This is a genomic window from Nocardioides gansuensis, assembly GCF_003076135.1.
Taxonomy (GTDB): domain Bacteria; phylum Actinomycetota; class Actinomycetes; order Propionibacteriales; family Nocardioidaceae; genus Nocardioides; species Nocardioides gansuensis.
Genome location: NZ_QDGZ01000003.1, coordinates 383,417 through 401,240 on the forward strand (window position 1 = coordinate 383,417; position 17,824 = coordinate 401,240).

A 17,824-nucleotide genomic window follows, 5' to 3' on the forward strand; every position below is an offset into this window, starting at 1 on the left:
AGCCGCACGTAGTTGTGCTGGCCCCAGCTCCAGTCCTCGCCCGTGATCTCGTCGTGGGCGACGAACGAGTCGTGCCACCCCAGGCCGAGCGCCGGCATGTCCAGGTGCACCATCGTCTCGCGGGTGGAGTGCGGGTCCACGTTGACCACCACGATCACGATGTCGTCCCCGCGGTCGGTGGCGGCACGCTTGCTGTAGACCAGCACGTGCTCGTCGTCGGTGTGGTGGATTGTCAGGTTGCGCAGCAGCTGGAGCGAGCGGTGCTGCCGGCGGATCTCGTTGAGCCGCGTCAGGTACGGCGTGAGGGTGCGGCCGTCGGCCTCGGCGGCCTTCCAGTCGCGGACCCGGATCTGGTACTTCTCCGAGTCAAGGTATTCCTCGCTGCCGGGCTTCACCGCCACGTGCTCGAAGAGCTCGTAGCCCGCGTAGACGCCCCAGCTGGGAGATGCGGTGGCCGCGATCGCGGCACGGATCCTGAACGCCGCCGGCCCGCCGTACTGCAGGTAGGCGTGGAGGATGTCGGGCGTGTTCACGAAGAAGTTGGGCCGCATCAGGTGGTCGCTCTGCGAGCTCAGCTCGGTGAGGTAGGACTGCAGCTCGGCCTTGGTGTTGCGCCAGGTGAAGTAGGTGTAGCTCTGGTGGTAGCCGATCGCGCCGAGGCCGTGCATCATCGCCGGCCGCGTGAACGCCTCCGACAGGAAGATCACGTCGGGATCGGTGCGCCGGACCTCCTTGAGCAGCCACTCCCAGAAGGCGAGCGGCTTGGTGTGGGGGTTGTCGACGCGGAAGATCCGCACGCCGTGCGACATCCAGTGGCGGACGATGCGCAGCACCTCGCGGCAGATGCCGGTGGGGTCGTTGTCGAAGTTGATCGGGTAGATGTCCTGGTACTTCTTCGGTGGGTTCTCGGCGTACGCGATGGACCCGTCCGCCCTGGTCGTGAAGAACTCCGGGTGCTCGGTGACCCAGGGGTGGTCGGGCGCCGCCTGGAGGGCCAGGTCGAGGGCCACCTCGAGGCCGAGCTCGTGGGCGCGCTCGACGAACGCGTCGAAGTCGTCGAGGGTGCCGAGGTCGGGGTGTACGGCGTCGTGGCCGCCTTCCTCGGCGCCGATCGCCCACGGCGAGCCAGGGTCGTCCGGACCGGGGGTCAGCGTGTTGTTGGGGCCCTTGCGGTTGACGCGGCCGATCGGGTGGATCGGGGGGAGGTAGACCACGTCGAAGCCCGCGGCGGCCACGGCCTCGAGGCGCTCGGCAGCCGTGCGGAAGGTGCCGGACCTGACCTTGCCGCTGACCGGGTCCCGGGTGGCGCCCTCGGAGCGCGGGAAGAACTCGTACCAGCTGCCGAAGAGCGCACGCTCGCGGTCGGCGAAGAACGGGTAGGGGCCCTCGACGGTGACCAGCTCGCGCAGCGGGTGGGTGGACAGGACGCGCTCGAGCTCCGGGGCCTGGAGCGCTGCCAGCCTGGCCGCCACCGGGCGGGAGGTGTCCGCGGCAGCCTGCGCCGCACCCGAGAGCACGGAGAGCTCGCGCTGGTCGAGGCCGCCGGCGGCGATCACCCGGTTGAGCAGGAGCCGGCCCTCGGTGAACATCAGCTCCCGGTCGACGTCGGCAGGGATCTTGATGCCGGCATCGTGCTCCCAGGTGGCCAGAGGGTCGGACCAGGCATGGATCTCGAAGGACCAGGCGCCCTCGGTGTCAGGGACGATCCACGCCTCGTAGCGGTCGGGGACCTCGGCCACCCTGGTCATCCGGACCGGCGCCCGCCTGGTGCCCAAGGGGTCGATCGCCACCACCTCGGCGCTGAGCTGGTCGTGGCCCTCGCGGAACACCGTGGCCCGTACGGGCATCGGCTCGCCGAGGGTGGCCTTGGCCGCCTGCCGGCCGAGGTCGACGACGGGGGAGACGTCCATGACAGGAATGCGACCAACCATGGGACACACACTTGCGAAGCCGTGGTGACTGCGCAAGCCGACGCCCACGGCGGGACCGTGCGAAAGCGATGGCGGGCGGGGCTCGGCCATGGCTGCGTGGACGCGTTGTTGGATCGATCAAAGAAATGGCCTAGCGTCCCTCCCGTGCGTGCAATCCGACGACTGACCGTCCGTCCCGTCCTGCCCGAGTCCCTCGCGGGTCTGACCACCCTCGCGGGCAACCTCCGCTGGTCCTGGCACCCCGAGACGCAGGACGTGTTCTCCTCGATCGACCCGGAGCTGTGGGAGGAGGTCAACCGCGACCCCGTGCGCCTGCTCGGTGCCGTCCCCCGGGAGAGGTACGACGAGCTGGCGGCCGACGAGGGCTTCCTGGCCGGCCTCCGGGCGGCCGAGCAGTCGCTGCAGGACTACCTGACCGGTGAGCGCTGGTATGCCCGCAGGGCCGGAGCCGACGCGCCCCGCTCGATCGCGTACTTCTCCCCGGAGTACGGCATCACCGCCGTCCTGCCCCAGTACTCCGGCGGCCTGGGCATCCTGGCGGGCGACCACCTCAAGGCGGCCTCGGACCTGGGCATCCCGGTCGTCGGCGTCGGGCTGCTCTACCGGCACGGCTACTTCAAGCAGTCGCTCTCCCGCGAGGGCTGGCAGCAGGAGACCTACCCGGTCCTCGACCCCGACGAGCTCCCGCTGAGCGTGCTGCGCGAGGCGGACGGCAGCCGGGCGATGGTCTCCATCGACCTCCCCGACGGGCCCGCCCTGTTGGCGCGGATCTTCGTCGCCCACGTCGGCCGGGTGCCGCTGCTGCTCCTCGATTCCGACGTCGAGGAGAACAGCCAGCACTACCGCGACGTCACCGACCGCCTCTACGGCGGCACCTCCGAGCACCGGCTGCGCCAGGAGCTGCTCCTCGGAGTCGGCGGCGTGCGCGCCCTCCGCGCCTACAGCCGCATCACCGGAGCGCCCGAGCCCGAGGTGTTCCACACCAACGAGGGCCACGCCGGCTTCCTCGGGATCGAGCGCATCCGCGAGCTGACCGTGGGCGAGGGCGGTCCCGCGCTCGACTTCGACACCGCGCTCGAGGTCTCGCGCGCCGGCACCGTCTTCACCACCCACACGCCCGTCCCGGCGGGCATCGACCGCTTCCCGTGCGAGCTCATCGAGCAGTACTTCGGCGGCGGCAGCTCCCCGACCCCCGGCGTACCCGTCGACCGGGTCCTGGCCCTCGGCGCCGAGGACTACGAGGGCGGCGAGGCCGGCTGCTTCAACATGGCCGTGATGGGCTTCCGCCTCGCCCAGCGCGCCAACGGCGTCTCGCAGCTGCACGGCCACGTCAGCCGCGGCATGTTCAACGGCCTCTGGCCGGCCTTCGACGAGGCCGAGGTGCCGATCGGCTCGATCACCAACGGCGTGCACGGCCCGACCTGGATCGCCCGCGAGGTCGTCGACCTCGCCCGCAGCCTCGGTGCCGACATCGACGGCGACGACACCGACGCGCTGTGGCCGCTCGTCGACAAGGTCGACGGCAGGGAGCTGTGGGACCTCAAGCGCCAGCTGAGGTCGCGGCTGGTGGACGACGCGCGTGCGCGCCTCGCCCGCAGCTCGGCCAAGCGGGGCTTCGCGCCCGCCGAGCTGGGCTGGATCGAGACGGCGCTCGACCCCGACGTGCTCACCATCGGCTTCGCGCGCCGCGTCCCGACGTACAAGCGCCTCACCCTGATGCTGCGCGACCCCGAGCGCCTCAAGCGCCTCCTGCTGCACCCGGAGCGCCCCATCCAGCTGGTGATCGCGGGCAAGTCCCACCCGGCCGACGAGACCGGCAAGCGCCTCATCCAGCAGATGGTGCAGTTCGCCGACGACCCGGAGATCCGGCACCGCATCGCGTTCCTGCCCAACTACGACATCGCGATGGCGCAGCCGCTCTACCCCGGCTGTGACGTGTGGCTCAACAACCCGCTCCGCCCCTACGAGGCGTGCGGCACCTCCGGCATGAAGGCCGCGCTCAACGGCGCCCTCAACCTCTCCATCCTCGACGGGTGGTGGGACGAGTGGTACGACGGCGGCAACGGCTGGGCGATCCCGTCGGCCGACGGCATCGAGGACCCGGAGCGGCGCGACGACCTCGAGGCGACTGCGCTCTACGACCTGATCGAGAACGAGGTCGCGCCGCGCTTCTACGACGTCGACGGCGAGGGCGTGCCCACGCGCTGGATCGAGATGGTGCGCCACACCCTCAAGTCGCTCGGCCCCAAGGTGCTGGCCACCCGCCAGGTGCGCGACTACGTCCGGGAGCTCTACGCGCCCGCTGCGGAGACCTCCCGCATCCTCAACTCCGACTACCACGGTGCCCGTGAGCTGTCCCGGTGGAAGCGGAAGGTCCGCGCCGGCTGGGAAGGCGTGCGGGTGGAGCACGTCGAGTCCGAGGGTGTGAGCGAGACGGCCGAGGTCGGTGGCACGCTGCGGGTCCACGCCTACGTCGCGCTCGGCGACCTCTCGGCCGACGACGTCGCCGTGCAGGTGGTGCACGGCCGGCCCGGGGCCGAGGACGAGCTGCGCGACGTCGCGACCACGCCGATGGCCGTGGGGGAGTCCTACGAGGGCAACCGCCACCGCTTCGACGCCGACGTCGTGCTCGACCACGCGGGCGGCTTCGGCTACACCGTCCGCGTCGTGCCCCACAACGTCGCGCTGGCGTCCGTCGCCGAGCTGGGCCTGGTGGCCCTGCCGCGCTGACGACGCTCGCGGTCGATCCGGCTGACCCGTCAGAAGCTGCCTGGCAGCTCCTGGCGGGTCAGCTCGTTTCTCGGGGGCTCGCTCAGGTCTGGCGGAAGACCAGCACCGAGCGTGCCTGCAGCACGGTCTTCTCCCCGGCGGCCTGCACGGAGCCGAGCGGCACCTCGGGGTTGGTCGACAGCACGACCTCGCCGGCCTTGACCCAGGCGTTGTCGGGGTGGGCGACCTCGACGTCGACGGCAGCGGCGTTGAGCCAGATCAGGAACGACTTGTCGCGCAGCTGCTCGCCGTGCGGGCCGGGGGAGCGCAGCGGGTCGCCGGAGACGAACATCCCGATGACCTGCAGGCCGCCGTCGTGCCAGTCGTCGGCCGTCATCTCCCGGCCCTCCGGGTGCATCCACACGAGGTCCTTGGGCCCGCCCTTGATCGTGGGCCGCCCCTCGAACCAGTGCCGCTGCCGCAGCGCGGGATGGTCGCGCCGCAGGCGCAGCGCGGTCTTGGTGATCTCGTAGACGTCGAGCCACGCGTCGTCGGGGCGCCAGTCGATCCAGGAGACCTCGTTGTCCTGGCCGTAGGCGTTGTTGTTGCCGCGCTGCGTCCGGCCCCGCTCGTCGCCGGCGACCAGCATCGGCACGCCGTTGGAGAAGCACAGCGTCGCCATCAGGTTGGCGGCCTGACGCCGGCGCAGCGCGATGACCGACTCGTCGTCGGTCTCGCCCTCGACGCCGCAGTTCCACGAGCGGTTGTTGTCGGTGCCGTCGCGGTTGTGCTCGCCGTTGGCCTCGTTGTGCTTCTCGTTGTAGGAGACGAGGTCGCGCAGGGTGAACCCGTCGTGCGCGGTGACGAAGTTGATCGAGGCGTACGGCGAGCGCCCGTCGTCGGCGTAGAGGTCGCTCGAGCCTGCCAGCCGCGTCGCGACGTCGCGCACGCCCTCGCTCTGGCCCCGCCAGAAGTCGCGGATGGTGTCGCGGTACTGGTCGTTCCACTCCACCCACGGCGGCGGGAAGGCGCCCACCCTGTAGCCGTCCATCGAGGCGTCCCAGGGCTCGGCCACCAGCTTCACGTGCCGCAGCACCGGGTCCTGGCCGATCGCGGTGATGAGGTGGCTGCCGAGGTCGACCTTCTGGTTGGTGCGGGTCAGCGCGCTCATCAGGTCGAAGCGGAAGCCGTCGACGTGCATCTCGTCGACCCAGTAGCGCAGCGAGTCGAGGATCATCCGCAGGCTCTGGGTGTGGGTGGCGTCGACGGTGTTGCCGCAGCCGGTGACGTCCCAGTAAGTGTCCGGGACGACGGGGCGACCGGCCTCGTCGACGACGCGCTGGTAGTAGCCGAGGTCGTCGAGCCCACGGAAGCTCAGGGTCGGGCCGAGCGGTCCGGCCTCGGCCGTGTGGTTGTAGACCACGTCGAGGATGACCTCGAGCCCGGCCGCATGGAACGCCTTGACCATCTGCTTGAACTCGGCCACCTGCTCGCCCCGGTCGCCGGACGCGGAGTAGGCGTTGTGCGGCGCGAAGAAGCCGAGGGAGTTGTAGCCCCAGTAGTTGACCAGGCCGCGCTCGGCGAGCGGGGGCTCGGAGAAGAACTGGTGGACCGGCAGCAGCTCGACCGCCGTGATCCCGAGGTCCTTGAGGTAGTCGATCACAGCGGGCGTCGCCAGCCCGGCGTACGTCCCGCGCAGCTCCTCGGGCACCCGGTCGTGGAGCGCGGTCATCCCCTTGACGTGCAGCTCGTAGATCACCGAGTCCTGCCAGCGCCACCGCAGCGGCCGGTCGTCACCCCAGTCGAAGTCGTCGCGCACGACCACGCTGCGGGGCATCGAGCCGGCGGAGTCGACCTCGCTCATCGTCTCCGGCTCGCCGAGGACGTAGCCGAAGACCGACTCGTCGGGCACCAGCTCGCCGGAGACGGCCTTGCCGTAGGGGTCGAGCAGCAGCTTGTGGGGGTTGAACCGCAGCCCCTGCTCGGGCACCCACGGCCCGTCCATCCGGTAGCCGTAGAGCGTGCCGGGCTCCAGGCCGGGGACGGAACAGTGCCAGACCCCGAGGGAGTGCTCGGTGAATGCGATCCTCCGCTCGGCACCCGTGTCGTCGAACAGGCAGACCCAGGCCTCGGTCGCACGCGGCGCGTAGACGGCGAAGTTGGTCGCTTCCTCCGACCACGTCGCGCCCAACGGATAGTTGCTGCCCGGCCAGACCTCGGCCGTCTCTCCCTGGTGGTTCCACATTCCGGGTGTCACGGTCGCCATTGTCGCGGATAGGGTCGCCCGCACCCGCATCGAGCCACGGCCGGTGCCCAGCAGAGCCGCCGAGGCCAGCCGCCGAGACCAACCGCAGAGATCACCGCAGAGATCAGGGAGTGTCCATGGAGTTCGTCCGACTCGAGGTCGCCGACGGGGTCGCCACGATCCGCCTCGACCGACCCAAGATGAACGCGATCAGCTTCCAGGTGCAGCGGGAGCTGCGCGAGGCGGCAGCCGAGGCCAGCGAGCGCGACGACGTGCGCGCGGTCGTGCTCTGGGGCGGGGAGCGCGTCTTCGCCGCCGGCAACGACGTCAAGGAGATGGCCGACCTCGGCTACGCCGAGATGGTCCAGGCCTCCGCCTCGGTCTCGTCGGCGACCACCGCGATCGCGCGGATCCCCAAGCCGGTCGTCGCCGCCGTGAACGGCTACGCGCTGGGCGGCGGCTGCGAGCTCGCGCTGGCGGCCGACGTGCGCTTCGCCGCCGAGGACGCCACGCTGGGCCAGCCCGAGATGCTGCTCGGCATCATCCCCGGTGCCGGCGGCACCCAGCGGCTCTCGCGGCTGGTCGGGCCCAGCAAGGCCAAGGACCTGATCTTCACGGGTCGCTTCGTCAAGGCCGACGAGGCCCTGGCGATCGGCCTCGTCGACAAGGTGGTGCCGGCCGCGGAGGTGTACGACGCGGCGCTGGCCTGGGCACGCCAGTTCGCCGAGGGCCCGGCGTTCGCGCTTCGGGCGGCCAAGGAGACGATCGACCGGGGACTCGAGGCGGACCTCGAGACCGGCCTGGAGATCGAGCGCCAGCAGTTCGCCGCACTCTTCGCCACCGAGGACCGTGCCCTCGGCATGAGCTCGTTCGTTGAGAGCGGGCCGGGCAAGGCCCGGTTCGTGGGACGTTGAGTCCCGAACCCACCCGAAAGGACAGGTAGTGGCCAAGGAAAGCACGACCAGAACGCGCTCGGCAGGCGCCGGAGTGGACATGGTGCGGTCGCGCGTCGCGCAGATCATCTGGCTGATCTGTGTCGGCTGTGCGGTGTTCCTCGCCCTCGGCGCCCTGCTCGTCGCGCTCAAGGCCAACACCGACAACGGGCTGGTCGACTTCGTGCTCCGCGCGGCCGACGCCGTCGACCTCGGCGTCTTCGGCCGCGAGGGCGGCGTCTGGGAGTTCACCAAGGGCAAGAACAGGGAGCTCTACAACACCCTGGCCAACTGGGGGACCGGTGCCGTGGTCTGGCTGGTCCTGGGCCGGGTGCTCGACCGGATCATCCGCCCCTGACGGCTGCACGGGAGTCGACGTCCCGGCCCCCGTGTGCCCAGGGTCACAGGGATTCCCCGGGAGCTCCACCGGGTACCTCGGAAGGGTCTGTTGTCCTCTATCGGGAGGGGCTTCCCATGTCAGCATCCATCCGCACGCGCCGTACGCTCGCAACCGGACTGTCGGCGGTGCTCGTCACCGCAGGCGTCGCGGCCGTCGCTCCGGCCCACGCCGCAACGGGACCGGTGACCTACTCGTGCACGACCACGCTCGGGCCAACCGACCTCACCGTGGACATCGACAGCAGTCTCCCGACGACGAAGATCTACGCCGGCGAGCCCGTCCCGGTGACGATCACATCGACGGGCTCGCTGCCGGGAAGCTTCGCCAAGCAGATCGCCACGGCGGGCTTTGACCGGTTCTCCGGCACTGTCGAGGCGAACACTGCGATCGATGGGACACCGGCGACCGCCTCGCAATCGATACCGGTGACGCCGCTGGGTGACCAGAGCGCTCCGGGCGGTGCAGTTGTGCCGTTCACTGCCTCGGGTCCCTTCAACTACACGGCGAAGACTCCTGGCACGTCCACGTTCACGACGAGTGGCTTCACGGCTAACCTCGTCCTGCACCGGCCGGACGGAACCACCCAGCCCGCGACGGCTACGTGCACGGCCCCGGCCGGCCGGCCGCCCGTGATCGACACGGTCCCGGTGGTCGCCAAGTCAGTCACCAACCTCGCCCTGAGCAGGACGACGGCGGGCTACGGCCAGGCCGTCACGGTCACCGCCAAGGTGACCACCACCGGGGGCTCGCCCGCCGGCACCGTCGCCTTCGTGGTCGACGGGGTGAAGACCGAGATCAAGGTCGACAAGGACGGCGTCGCCCAGCTGGTGCTCGACGACCTGACCCTGGGCGGCCACCAGGTGAGCGCGACGTTCGTGCCGAGTGACAAGCAGCTCTACGAGGGGAGCGCCGACGGCCCGGACACGCTACGCGTCGTCAAGGCCGGCACCAGGACCAGGCTCGCGATCAGCGGCAAGACCACGCCGAAGGTCACCCGCGCCACCGCGAAGGTGTCCGGCAACTTCGGCACCGTGCCGACCGGCAAGGTGAAGTTCGTCCTCCGCAAGCTCGGCCAGCAGTGGCAGGGCTTCGTGAAGGTGCGGACCCGGGCCCTGGTCGACGGGAAGGCCTCGGCAAGCTTCGGCAAGCTGGGCAAGGGCAGGTACAAGCTCCGCGCGGTCTACAAGGGCGACGCCAACCACACCCGCTCCAAGGCCGTGAAGAAGTTCCGCGAGCGACGCCCGTGAGGGACGTACGACCCTGACAGTGCCAGTGTGAGCGATCCCACCGGGACCATCGGTTCCGCGTGGGGTCGCCCGCGTATAGCCTCACCGGCACACATCGAGCGCACAGGAGGGGCCGCGAGGCCACACCACCATGAACATTGTTGTCTGTGTGAAATACGTCCCCGATGCGACCGCGGACCGGCGGTTCGAGTCGGACAACACCGTCGACCGGGTTGGCGTCGACGGGCTGCTGTCCGAGCTCGACGAATATGCGGTCGAGCAGGCGCTCCAGCTCAAGGAGAAGCACGGTGGTGACGACGTCGAGGTGACCGCGCTGTGCGTGGGTCCGGAGAGGGCCGTCGACGCCGTCCGCAAGGCCCTGCAGATGGGCGTCGACAAGGGCGTGCACGTCGTCGACGACGCGATCGCGGGCTCGGATGCGGTCGCGACCTCGCTGGTGCTGGCGAAGGCCATCTCGAAGATCGGGGAAGCTGGCCCGGTCGATCTGGTGGTGTGCGGCATGGCCTCGACCGACGCGGCGATGAGCGTGGTCCCGGCGATGCTCGCCGAGCGGCTCGGCCTCCCGCAGGTCACGCTGGCCTCGGTGATCGAGACCCAGGGCGACCAGATCCGGGTCAAGCGCGACAACGAGGCCTCCACCGAGGTGATCGGGGCGAGGTTCCCGATCGTGCTGTCGGTGACCGACCAGTCGGGAGAGGCCCGCTACCCGTCCTTCAAGGGCATCATGGCGGCGAAGAAGAAGCCGCTGGAGACCCTGTCGCTGGGCGACCTCGGCGTGGACGCCGGCCAGGTCGGCCTGGCGGCGGCCTGGACCCAGGTGGAGGAGACCACCGAGCGCCCGCCGCGCACCGCCGGCGAGATCGTCAAGGACGAGGACGGCTCGGGCGCGGTTGCGCTGGTCGACTTCCTCGCCTCGAAGAAGTTCATCTAAGGGACCGGGAAGAAGGCCTGAGGACAATGTCCGAAGTATTGGTTGTGATCGACCACGCCGACGGCGAGGTCAAGAAGCCCACCTACGAGCTGCTCACCCTGGCTCGCCGCCTCGGCGAGCCCTCGGCGGTCTTCTTCGGCTCGCCCGACCAGGCGTCCGCGGTGGCCGAGAAGGTGAAGGCCTACGGTGCGGAGAAGGTCTACGTCGTCGGCGACGCGGAGATCAGGGGCTACCTGGTGGCTCCCAAGGCGGAGGCGCTGGGGCAGCTGGTCGCCCAGGCCCAGCCGGCTGCGGTGCTGCTGCCCTCGACGTTCGAGAACAAGGAGGTCGCCGGTCGGCTGGCGATCAAGATCGAGTCCGGCCTGATCACCGACGCCGTCGACGTGGAGGAGGGCGGGGTGACCACCCAGTCGGTCTTCGCCGGCAACTACACCGTCAGGGCCAAGGTCACCCGGGGCACGCCGATCATCACGGTCAAGCCCAACTCCGCTGCGCCGGAGCAGGCTGCCGGTGCCGGGGCCGTCGAGGCGTTCGCCGCGACGATCTCCGAGGCGGCCAAGACCGCGCAGGTCGTGGCCTCCCAGCCGCGCCAGTCGACCGGGCGTCCCGAGCTGACCGAGGCCGCGATCGTGGTCTCCGGTGGCCGTGGCACCGGCGGCAACTTCGAGCCCATCGAGCAGTTCGCGGACTCCCTGGGTGCGGCGGTCGGCGCCTCACGTGCCGCGGTCGACTCCGGCTGGATGCCGCACGCCTTCCAGGTCGGCCAGACCGGCAAGACCGTCTCCCCGCAGCTCTACGTCGCCAACGGCATCTCCGGTGCGATCCAGCACCGGGCCGGCATGCAGACCTCCAAGACCATCGTCGCGGTCAACAAGGACGAGGAGGCGCCGATCTTCGAGCTCGTCGACTTCGGTGTCGTGGGCGACCTCCACACCATCCTGCCGAAGGCCACCGAGGAGATCACCAAGCGCAAGGGCTGAGCCCCCGCCGGGACACCATCCGTCCCTCCAGGTAAGACCGTCGACCCGCATGACGTCCCGCCGGACGTCATGCGGGTCGGTCGTTGTGGCGGCGGATTCGGAGCAAAGTCCCGGATGGGCGGTCAGTAGGGCAGCTTCTTGGCCCTCCAGTCGTCGCCGTCCTCCACCAGCCGGACGGCGTAGCCCTTGAGGCCGCCGTAGATGGTGTAGCGATAGGGGCGCTCGTAGAGCTCCGCGCGCGCGTGCCGGCACGGCACGTCGTACGTCGGGACCCGTGTCTTCGCCAGTCGCTTCCACCCGTCGGGGGATGACTGCTCGATCACCGTCGGCCAGCCCTGGCGGCGGCCGCGGGACGTCAGGCGAACCGCCGCGTCCGGACCCGCGGGGACCACCAGGTCGCACCTCTCGGTGGCGCCGACGGGGAGCTTGACGACGCCGCGCTCGCGGGACAACACGGTCGTCGTGCTGCGCGAGGGCACGGCCACGAGGCTGCCGTCCGCAGACACGCCGAGCGGGTGCTTCTGCATCGGCAGGCTGTGCCACGTCGTCCCGTCAGTAGTGGCGAGGATCCAGTGGCGGTCCCCACACTCGAGGTCCGCGGCGATGACCGCGAAGGACCCCTCGGTCCAGTTGTCGCCCCACGAGCACTTCGCGTCCGGGCTCACATGCACGGTGACGGGCGATCCCCAGCGCTGGGCTACCCGGTCGTAGACATGCGCCAGGACGCTCCGGCGGTCGCGTGAGCCGAGGGCCAGCAACGGCAGGTCGGTGGCCTCGAAGAAGGAGACGCCCAGCCGCCCTCCGGCGTAGTCCTCGAGCCCCGGAGCATGGGCGGGTGCGATGGCCGTGACGGCCCATGGCGATGCCGGCGTCTCGCGGGAGACCACCCAGGTCTCAGCGGCTGATTCGACCTCGCCGAAGAGGACGCTCGAGGCATCGACGTTGAGAAGGTCGACGTCCCCGCAGATGTCCGGGAGCGGCACCTCCTGCCTGGTGGGGGTGGCATCACCGGCGCGGGTGAGGGCGACGAGTGCACAGCCCCCGTCCCGCGACACGGTCGCGTAGAGCACCGACACCGTGCCGGCATCGTCGATCACCGCCGTGACGGTGTACTCCTGCCCCTTCATCGACAGTTCCCGTACGACGAAGCCCTCGGCGGCGGTCCAGGTGACGTAACCCTGGTGGAGCGGCCACACCGCGGCCGTGCCACCGGGCGCGATGCCAGGCTCGTCGTAGGCCTCCCCCGGCAGCTTGCGAGCCATCCAGGTGACCGTGTCGCTGGAGTAGAGGGCGTGCGACGCGACGGGCGCCTGGTCCTCGGCGTACCCGAACCTGTCGCACTCGGCGATGACGGCGACCGCGCCGCCGGCCGCGCGGGCGTCGACGTCGCCGCAGTAGAGGTTGTCCTTGCGCAGGATCGGCCGGCGCTCGCCCCAGCCGCCGCTGGCGGCGTCGTAGCGCGTGCCCCAGACGGTCTTGAGGTTGCGGGCGACGGTGACCTTGAAGCGGTCGCCGTCGGCGAGGTCGACGACGACCCCGCCGCGCACCTCCTCGGGCAGGTCGTCGGGTGTGGCCGGCGCGCTCCGGGGCACAGGCTCCTGGCCCGTCGCAGCCCCGGCGCTGCAGAGCACCATCACCAGCCCTGCCACCCCGAGCGCAGCACGCAGCGTCCCCATCCGCGCACCCTAGCCCTGGGTGGTCTCGACTTCGCTCGACCGGCCGGCCGGCATCGCTCGACCGGCCGGCGGCATCGCTCGACCGGCCGGCGGTATTGCTCGACCGGCCGGCGGTCCATGAGTCCGTGAGACACCGGCACACCGGTGTGGCCCGCGACCTAGGCTCGACCGCATGAGCAGCACCGACGACGTCCGCGGGGTCGCGCTCCGTGCCCGCGAGGCGAGCCACGTCCTGGCCACGGCGACGCGCGCGACGAAGGACGCGGCCCTCGAGGCCATGGCCGCCGCGCTGGGAGAGCACGAGGACGCGATCCTCGCCGCCAATGCCGAGGACGTCGGGCGCGCCGAGGCGGCCGGCACGCCGGCCAACATCATCGACCGCCTGCGCCTCACCCACGAGCGTCTCGAGGGGATGGCCCAGGGCCTGCGCGAGGTCGCCGGGCTGCACGACCCGGTCGGGGAGGTCGTGCGGGGCAGCGTTCTCGCCAACGGGCTCGAGCTGCGCCAGGTCCGCGTGCCGTTCGGCGTGGTCGGGATGATCTACGAGGCGCGGCCCAACGTCACGGCCGACGCGGCGGGCATCTGCCTCAAGTCCGGCAATGCCGTGCTCCTGCGCGGGTCCTCCAGCGCGCGGTCGAGCAACGCCGCGATCGTCACCGCGCTCCGCGGAGCCGCGGAGTCTGCGGGCCTGCCGGCCGACGTGGTCCAGCTGGTGCCCGGGGACAGCCACGACAGCGTGAAGGCGCTGATGCGCGCCCGCGGGCTCGTGGACGTGCTGATCCCCCGCGGGGGAGCGGGGCTGATCCAGAGCGTCGTGGAGGAGTCCACCGTGCCGGTGATCGAGACGGGCGTCGGCAACTGCCACGTCTACGTCGACGCCGCCGCCGACCTGGACAAGGCGCTCGCGATCGTCCTCAACGCCAAGACGCAGAGGACGAGCGTGTGCAACGCCGCCGAGTCGCTGCTGGTGCACGAGGACGTCGCCGACGAGTTCCTGCCGCGGGTCATCGACGCGCTGAGGGCCGAGGGCGTCACCATCCACGGCGACACCGGCTTCGCGGAGTACGACGGCGTGGTCGAGGCCACGGACGAGGACTACGCGACCGAATACCTCTCGCTCGACATCTCGGCTGCGGTCGTCGACGACGTCGAGGGGGCGATCGACCACATCCGCCGCTATTCCAGCGGTCACAGCGACGCCATCGTCTCGGAGGACCAGGCCACCATCCGGCGCTTCGTGGCCGCCGTCGACTCCGCCGCCGTGCTGGTCAACGCCTCCACCCGCTTCACCGACGGAGGCGAGTTCGGCTTCGGAGCCGAGATCGGCATCTCCACCCAGAAGCTGCACGCCCGCGGCCCGATGGGACTCCCCGAGATGACGTCCACCAAGTACGTCGTGGTGGGCGACGGCCACACCCGGTAGCCGCTGCCCCTAGGATGAGCCCATGCTGAGCACCGTCATCACGCTTGCCACCGAGACTGCCGAGCACGGCGAGCCCGCCCTCCACCCCTACGTGATCGGTGGCGGCACGCTCGCGCTCCTGCTGGCCCTGCTGGTCGCCCTCATCGCGTTCGGCGGCGGTCGAGAGCACAGCTGACCCCAGTGCCTGCGAAGCGCCGCGTCGGGGTGATGGGCGGTACCTTCGACCCCATCCACCACGGTCACCTGGTGGCAGCCTCGGAGGTGCAGGCCTGGTTCGACCTCGACGAGGTCGTCTTCGTGCCCACCGGGGCGCCCTGGCAGAAGTCGCACCGCGAGGTCTCTCCGCCGGAGCACCGCTACCTGATGACCGTGGTGGCGACCGCGGCCAACCCGCGGTTCACGGTCTCGCGCGTCGACATCGACCGCGGCGGCCCGACGTACACCATCGACACCCTGCGTGACCTGCACGCGGAGATGCCGGACGACGAGCTCTACTTCATCACCGGCGCCGACGCGCTTGCCGACATCTTCACGTGGCGCGACGTCGAGGAGCTCTTCGCGCTGGCCAACTTCGTCGGCTGCACCCGTCCCGGCTACACCATGGACGAGGAGACGCTCGCCAGGATCCCGGCCGACCGGGTGACCATCGTCGAGATCCCCGCCCTGGCGATCTCGTCCACGGAGTGCCGGGAGCGCAAGCAGCGCGGCGAGCCGGTCTGGTACCTCGTGCCCGACGGCGTCGTGCAGTACATCGCCAAGCACGGGCTGTACGCGCCCACTCCTGACGGCCCCACCACCACCGACAAGGACCCCTCATGACCGCCACCGACCACGCCGTCGAGCTGGTGCACGTCGCCGCCCGCGCGGCTGCCGACAAGCTGGCCCAGCAGGTCGTCGCGTTCGACGTCAGCGACCAGCTGGCCATCACCGACGCCTTCCTGCTCGCCTCCGCCACCAACGAGCGCCAGGTCAAGGCGATCGTCGACGAGGTCGAGGACAAGCTCCGCGACCACGGCGCCAAGCCGATCCGCCGTGAGGGCCACCGTGAGGGTCGCTGGGTGCTGCTCGACTACGGCGACATCGTCGTCCACGTGCAGCACGAGGAGGAGCGCGCGTTCTATGCCCTCGAGCGGCTCTGGCGCGACTGCCCCGTGATCGCGCTGCCCGACGACGTGACCAGCCCCGACGGGACGGGCGCCGCCTCCGGCGGCACGGGCGCCACCGACGAGGAGTGACCGCCCACCGCACCCTGGTCCTGGTCAGGCACGGCCGCACGGCCTGGAACGCCGAGCAGCGGGCGCAGGGCCACTCCGATGTGCCCCTCGACGAGGTCGGCCACCGTCAGGCGGCGGCGCTGGCGCCGGCGATCGCGGCGCTGTCCCCGGTGTCGCTGCGGACCAGTGACCTGACCCGCGCGCGCCAGACCGCGGCGTACCTCGCCGAGGCGACCGGCCTGGTCCCGGTCGAGGACCCGCGGCTGCGGGAGTATGACCTCGGCCTCCGCACCGGCATGACCATGCCGGAGTATGCCGAGGCATTCCCCGATGAGTACGCCGCGTTCCGCCAGGGCCGCTACGAGGTCGTGCCCGGCGGCGAGTCGACCGCCGAGGTGGTCGCCCGGGTCTGCGAGGCCGCGTGCGAGTCCTTCGAAGCCCTGACGCCGGGGGAGTGCGGCGTGGTCGTCGCCCACGGGGCAGCGCTCAAGGTGTCGGTCGTCTCGCTGCTCGGCTGGGACGAGTCACAGGCCGCCACACTCCAGGGCCTGGACAACTGCGGCTGGGTGGTGCTCGACGACAGCGGCCACGATTGGAGACTGCGGCTCGTGGCCTACAACCGAACGGCACCTGATTTCGCGTCCCCGTCACCGATCGGCTAATGTTCTCCGCGTTGCCCGCACGGGCGACAACCCACTCGGGGCTGTGGCGCAGCTGGTAGCGCATCTGCATGGCATGCAGAGGGTCAGGGGTTCGAGTCCCCTCAGCTCCACCAACTGATCCGCTGGTCAGGACCTGGAAACAGGGACTGACCAGCGGATTCGTCGTTTGGCGGGATAACGCACTGGGTCCTCACCGAAGGAACCAGCATGGAGACTCCACAGAAACTCCATCTTTTCGGGGAAGTCCCCCCGGCCGCTCCGACCGCATCGGTCGAGCCGAGGCGGGAGCGCACCCCCCGCTGGATCCGCGGCGAACCCAGCCAGAGGACGGGACCCCGCCGCTACAACCGAGCGATGACCCTCACCGCCCTCGAGCCCGCCGCCGCACTCCCACCCACCTCGGCCACCCGCGGGGCGCTGCCGACCGACGCGGTCCTCACCGAGGAGCACCTGACCGAGGTGGACATCCTCCGGATCCGGGCCGCCCTCGCCGCCGCCCACGCGCCCTCGACCCTGGCCACCTACGCCGGCGCCTGGCGGCGGTGGGAACGCTGGTGCACCCGGCGCGGCCTTGCCCCGCTGCCGGCCCACCCGTCCGCGGTCTGCGCCTACCTCACCGAGTGCGCCGCCACCGGCCACGCGCTGGGCACGCTGGACGTCGCCTGCTCAGCGATCACCCGCAGCCACCGCGACGCCGGCCTGGCCACACCGATCGCCCACGAGAGCGTGCGCCGGGTCCGACGCAGCCTGCGCCGCCTCGTCGGCACCGCACCCCGCCGCCCCGCCCACGCCCTAGCGCCAGCCGAGATCCGACAGATCCTCGCCGCCATCGACCGCGGCACCGTCAAGGGCGCCCGCGATGCGGCGATGATCCTGCTCGGCTACGCCGGCGCACTGCGCTGCTCCGAACTCGCCGCCCTCACCCTGGCCGACCTCGACCCCCAGCCCGGCGGCCTGCTCCTGCAGATCCGCGCGTCCAAGACCGACCCGGACCGCCGCGGCCAGGTCGTCGGCGTCGCCCCCGGACAGCACCCGGCCACCGACCCGATCACGGCCCTCGACAGTTGGCTGATCCTGCGGGGCACCGCACCCGGCCCGCTGTTCACCACCATGCGCGGGGTCCACGCCAGCGGCCGGATCCGCATCGCACCCATCTCGCCGACCGCCGTCGCCGACACCGTCCACGACCGTGCCGGGACCGCCGGGCTGCCCGCCGACCGGATCACCGGCCACTCCCTGCGCGCCGGCCACGCCACCACCGCCGCCCTTGCCGGCGTACCCATCGACCGCATCGCGGCCCAGACCCGGCACCGCCAGATCGCCGTCCTCATCGAGCGCTACATCCGCCCCGCCCAGGCCCTGGCGACCACCTCCAGCAGAGACCTCGGGTTGTAACAGAACCGCCCATCGCAGGCAGCTGACTCGCAGGCGCGCGCCTCGTTCCGGGACCCCGCGAGGCGGGCATCGCCCTGGA

The 17,824-nt window shown here is 71.0% G+C and carries 14 protein-coding genes, 1 tRNA gene and 1 pseudogene; 13 read left to right on the top strand and 3 right to left on the bottom strand.

The features are described from left to right. Positions 1-23: 23 nt before the first annotated feature. A pseudogene (locus DDE18_RS08825) lies at positions 24-2,021 on the bottom strand (alpha-1,4-glucan--maltose-1-phosphate maltosyltransferase); the annotation flags it as partial. Positions 2,022-2,075: 54 nt separating this feature from the next. On the opposite strand from DDE18_RS08825, the gene glgP reads away from it, so the two are divergent. Next, positions 2,076-4,661 carry an alpha-glucan family phosphorylase gene (gene glgP, locus DDE18_RS08830; RefSeq protein ID WP_116571864.1) on the top strand — a complete coding sequence of 862 codons (2,586 nt, stop codon included), beginning with the start codon at positions 2,076-2,078 and terminating at the stop codon, positions 4,659-4,661. Between the two features lie 82 nt (positions 4,662-4,743). Here glgP and glgX read toward each other — a convergent pair whose 3' ends face one another. Continuing rightward, the gene (gene glgX / locus DDE18_RS08835) at positions 4,744-6,897 is read right to left on the bottom strand and encodes a glycogen debranching protein GlgX (protein ID WP_116572014.1); all 2,154 of its coding nucleotides are present in this window, start codon (positions 6,895-6,897) and stop codon (positions 4,744-4,746) included. 125 nt (positions 6,898-7,022) lie between these two features. Here glgX and DDE18_RS08840 point away from each other — a divergent pair, with 125 nt between their 5' ends. From DDE18_RS08840 to DDE18_RS08860, 5 genes are all read left to right on the top strand, one after another. Then, a complete protein-coding gene (locus DDE18_RS08840; RefSeq protein ID WP_116571865.1) occupies positions 7,023-7,799 on the top strand; it encodes an enoyl-CoA hydratase/isomerase family protein in 777 nt (258 codons plus the stop codon). A gap of 79 nt (positions 7,800-7,878) precedes the next feature. Then, on the top strand, positions 7,879-8,175 hold the full coding sequence (locus tag DDE18_RS08845; protein WP_116572015.1) for a hypothetical protein: 297 nt from the start codon (positions 7,879-7,881) through the stop codon (positions 8,173-8,175). Positions 8,176-8,291: 116 nt separating this feature from the next. Further along, positions 8,292-9,464 carry an Ig-like domain repeat protein gene (locus DDE18_RS08850; RefSeq protein ID WP_116571866.1) on the top strand — a complete coding sequence of 391 codons (1,173 nt, stop codon included), beginning with the start codon at positions 8,292-8,294 and terminating at the stop codon, positions 9,462-9,464. A 148-nt stretch (positions 9,465-9,612) separates the two neighbouring features. Further along, the gene (locus DDE18_RS08855) at positions 9,613-10,395 is read left to right on the top strand and encodes an electron transfer flavoprotein subunit beta/FixA family protein (protein WP_245916533.1); all 783 of its coding nucleotides are present in this window, start codon (positions 9,613-9,615) and stop codon (positions 10,393-10,395) included. Positions 10,396-10,421: 26 nt separating this feature from the next. Beyond that, on the top strand, positions 10,422-11,375 hold the full coding sequence (locus tag DDE18_RS08860) for an electron transfer flavoprotein subunit alpha/FixB family protein (protein ID WP_116571868.1): 954 nt from the start codon (positions 10,422-10,424) through the stop codon (positions 11,373-11,375). Between the two features lie 122 nt (positions 11,376-11,497). On the opposite strand, the gene DDE18_RS08865 is transcribed toward DDE18_RS08860, so the two are convergent. Then, positions 11,498-13,051 (bottom strand): hypothetical protein, encoded by a 1,554-nt coding sequence (locus tag DDE18_RS08865; protein WP_116571869.1) that lies wholly within the window; start codon positions 13,049-13,051, stop codon positions 11,498-11,500. Between the two features lie 172 nt (positions 13,052-13,223). Here DDE18_RS08865 and DDE18_RS08870 point away from each other — a divergent pair, with 172 nt between their 5' ends. The 7 genes from DDE18_RS08870 (at position 13,224) to DDE18_RS08895 (ending at position 17,745) form a co-directional block, all read left to right on the top strand. Then, positions 13,224-14,474 carry a glutamate-5-semialdehyde dehydrogenase gene (locus tag DDE18_RS08870; RefSeq protein ID WP_116571870.1) on the top strand — a complete coding sequence of 417 codons (1,251 nt, stop codon included), beginning with the start codon at positions 13,224-13,226 and terminating at the stop codon, positions 14,472-14,474. Between the two features lie 22 nt (positions 14,475-14,496). After that, on the top strand, positions 14,497-14,649 hold the full coding sequence (locus tag DDE18_RS22930) for a hypothetical protein (protein ID WP_165821092.1): 153 nt from the start codon (positions 14,497-14,499) through the stop codon (positions 14,647-14,649). 5 nt (positions 14,650-14,654) lie between these two features. Beyond that, on the top strand, positions 14,655-15,293 hold the full coding sequence (gene nadD, locus DDE18_RS08875) for a nicotinate-nucleotide adenylyltransferase (protein WP_281258364.1): 639 nt from the start codon (positions 14,655-14,657) through the stop codon (positions 15,291-15,293). Continuing rightward, on the top strand, positions 15,290-15,709 hold the full coding sequence (rsfS, locus tag DDE18_RS08880; protein WP_116571872.1) for a ribosome silencing factor: 420 nt from the start codon (positions 15,290-15,292) through the stop codon (positions 15,707-15,709). The genes nadD and rsfS overlap by 4 nt, the downstream gene beginning before the upstream one ends. Continuing rightward, positions 15,706-16,350: a histidine phosphatase family protein gene (locus tag DDE18_RS08885; RefSeq protein ID WP_165821093.1), complete on the top strand. Its 645-nt coding sequence runs from the start codon at positions 15,706-15,708 to the stop codon at positions 16,348-16,350. Before rsfS ends, DDE18_RS08885 begins: the two co-directional genes overlap by 4 nt. Positions 16,351-16,387: 37 nt before the next feature. Further along, positions 16,388-16,463: transfer RNA gene (locus DDE18_RS08890), tRNA-Ala, on the top strand. 241 nt (positions 16,464-16,704) lie between these two features. Next, a complete protein-coding gene (locus DDE18_RS08895; protein WP_116571874.1) occupies positions 16,705-17,745 on the top strand; it encodes a tyrosine-type recombinase/integrase in 1,041 nt (346 codons plus the stop codon). The last annotated feature ends 79 nt before the right edge of the window (positions 17,746-17,824 follow it).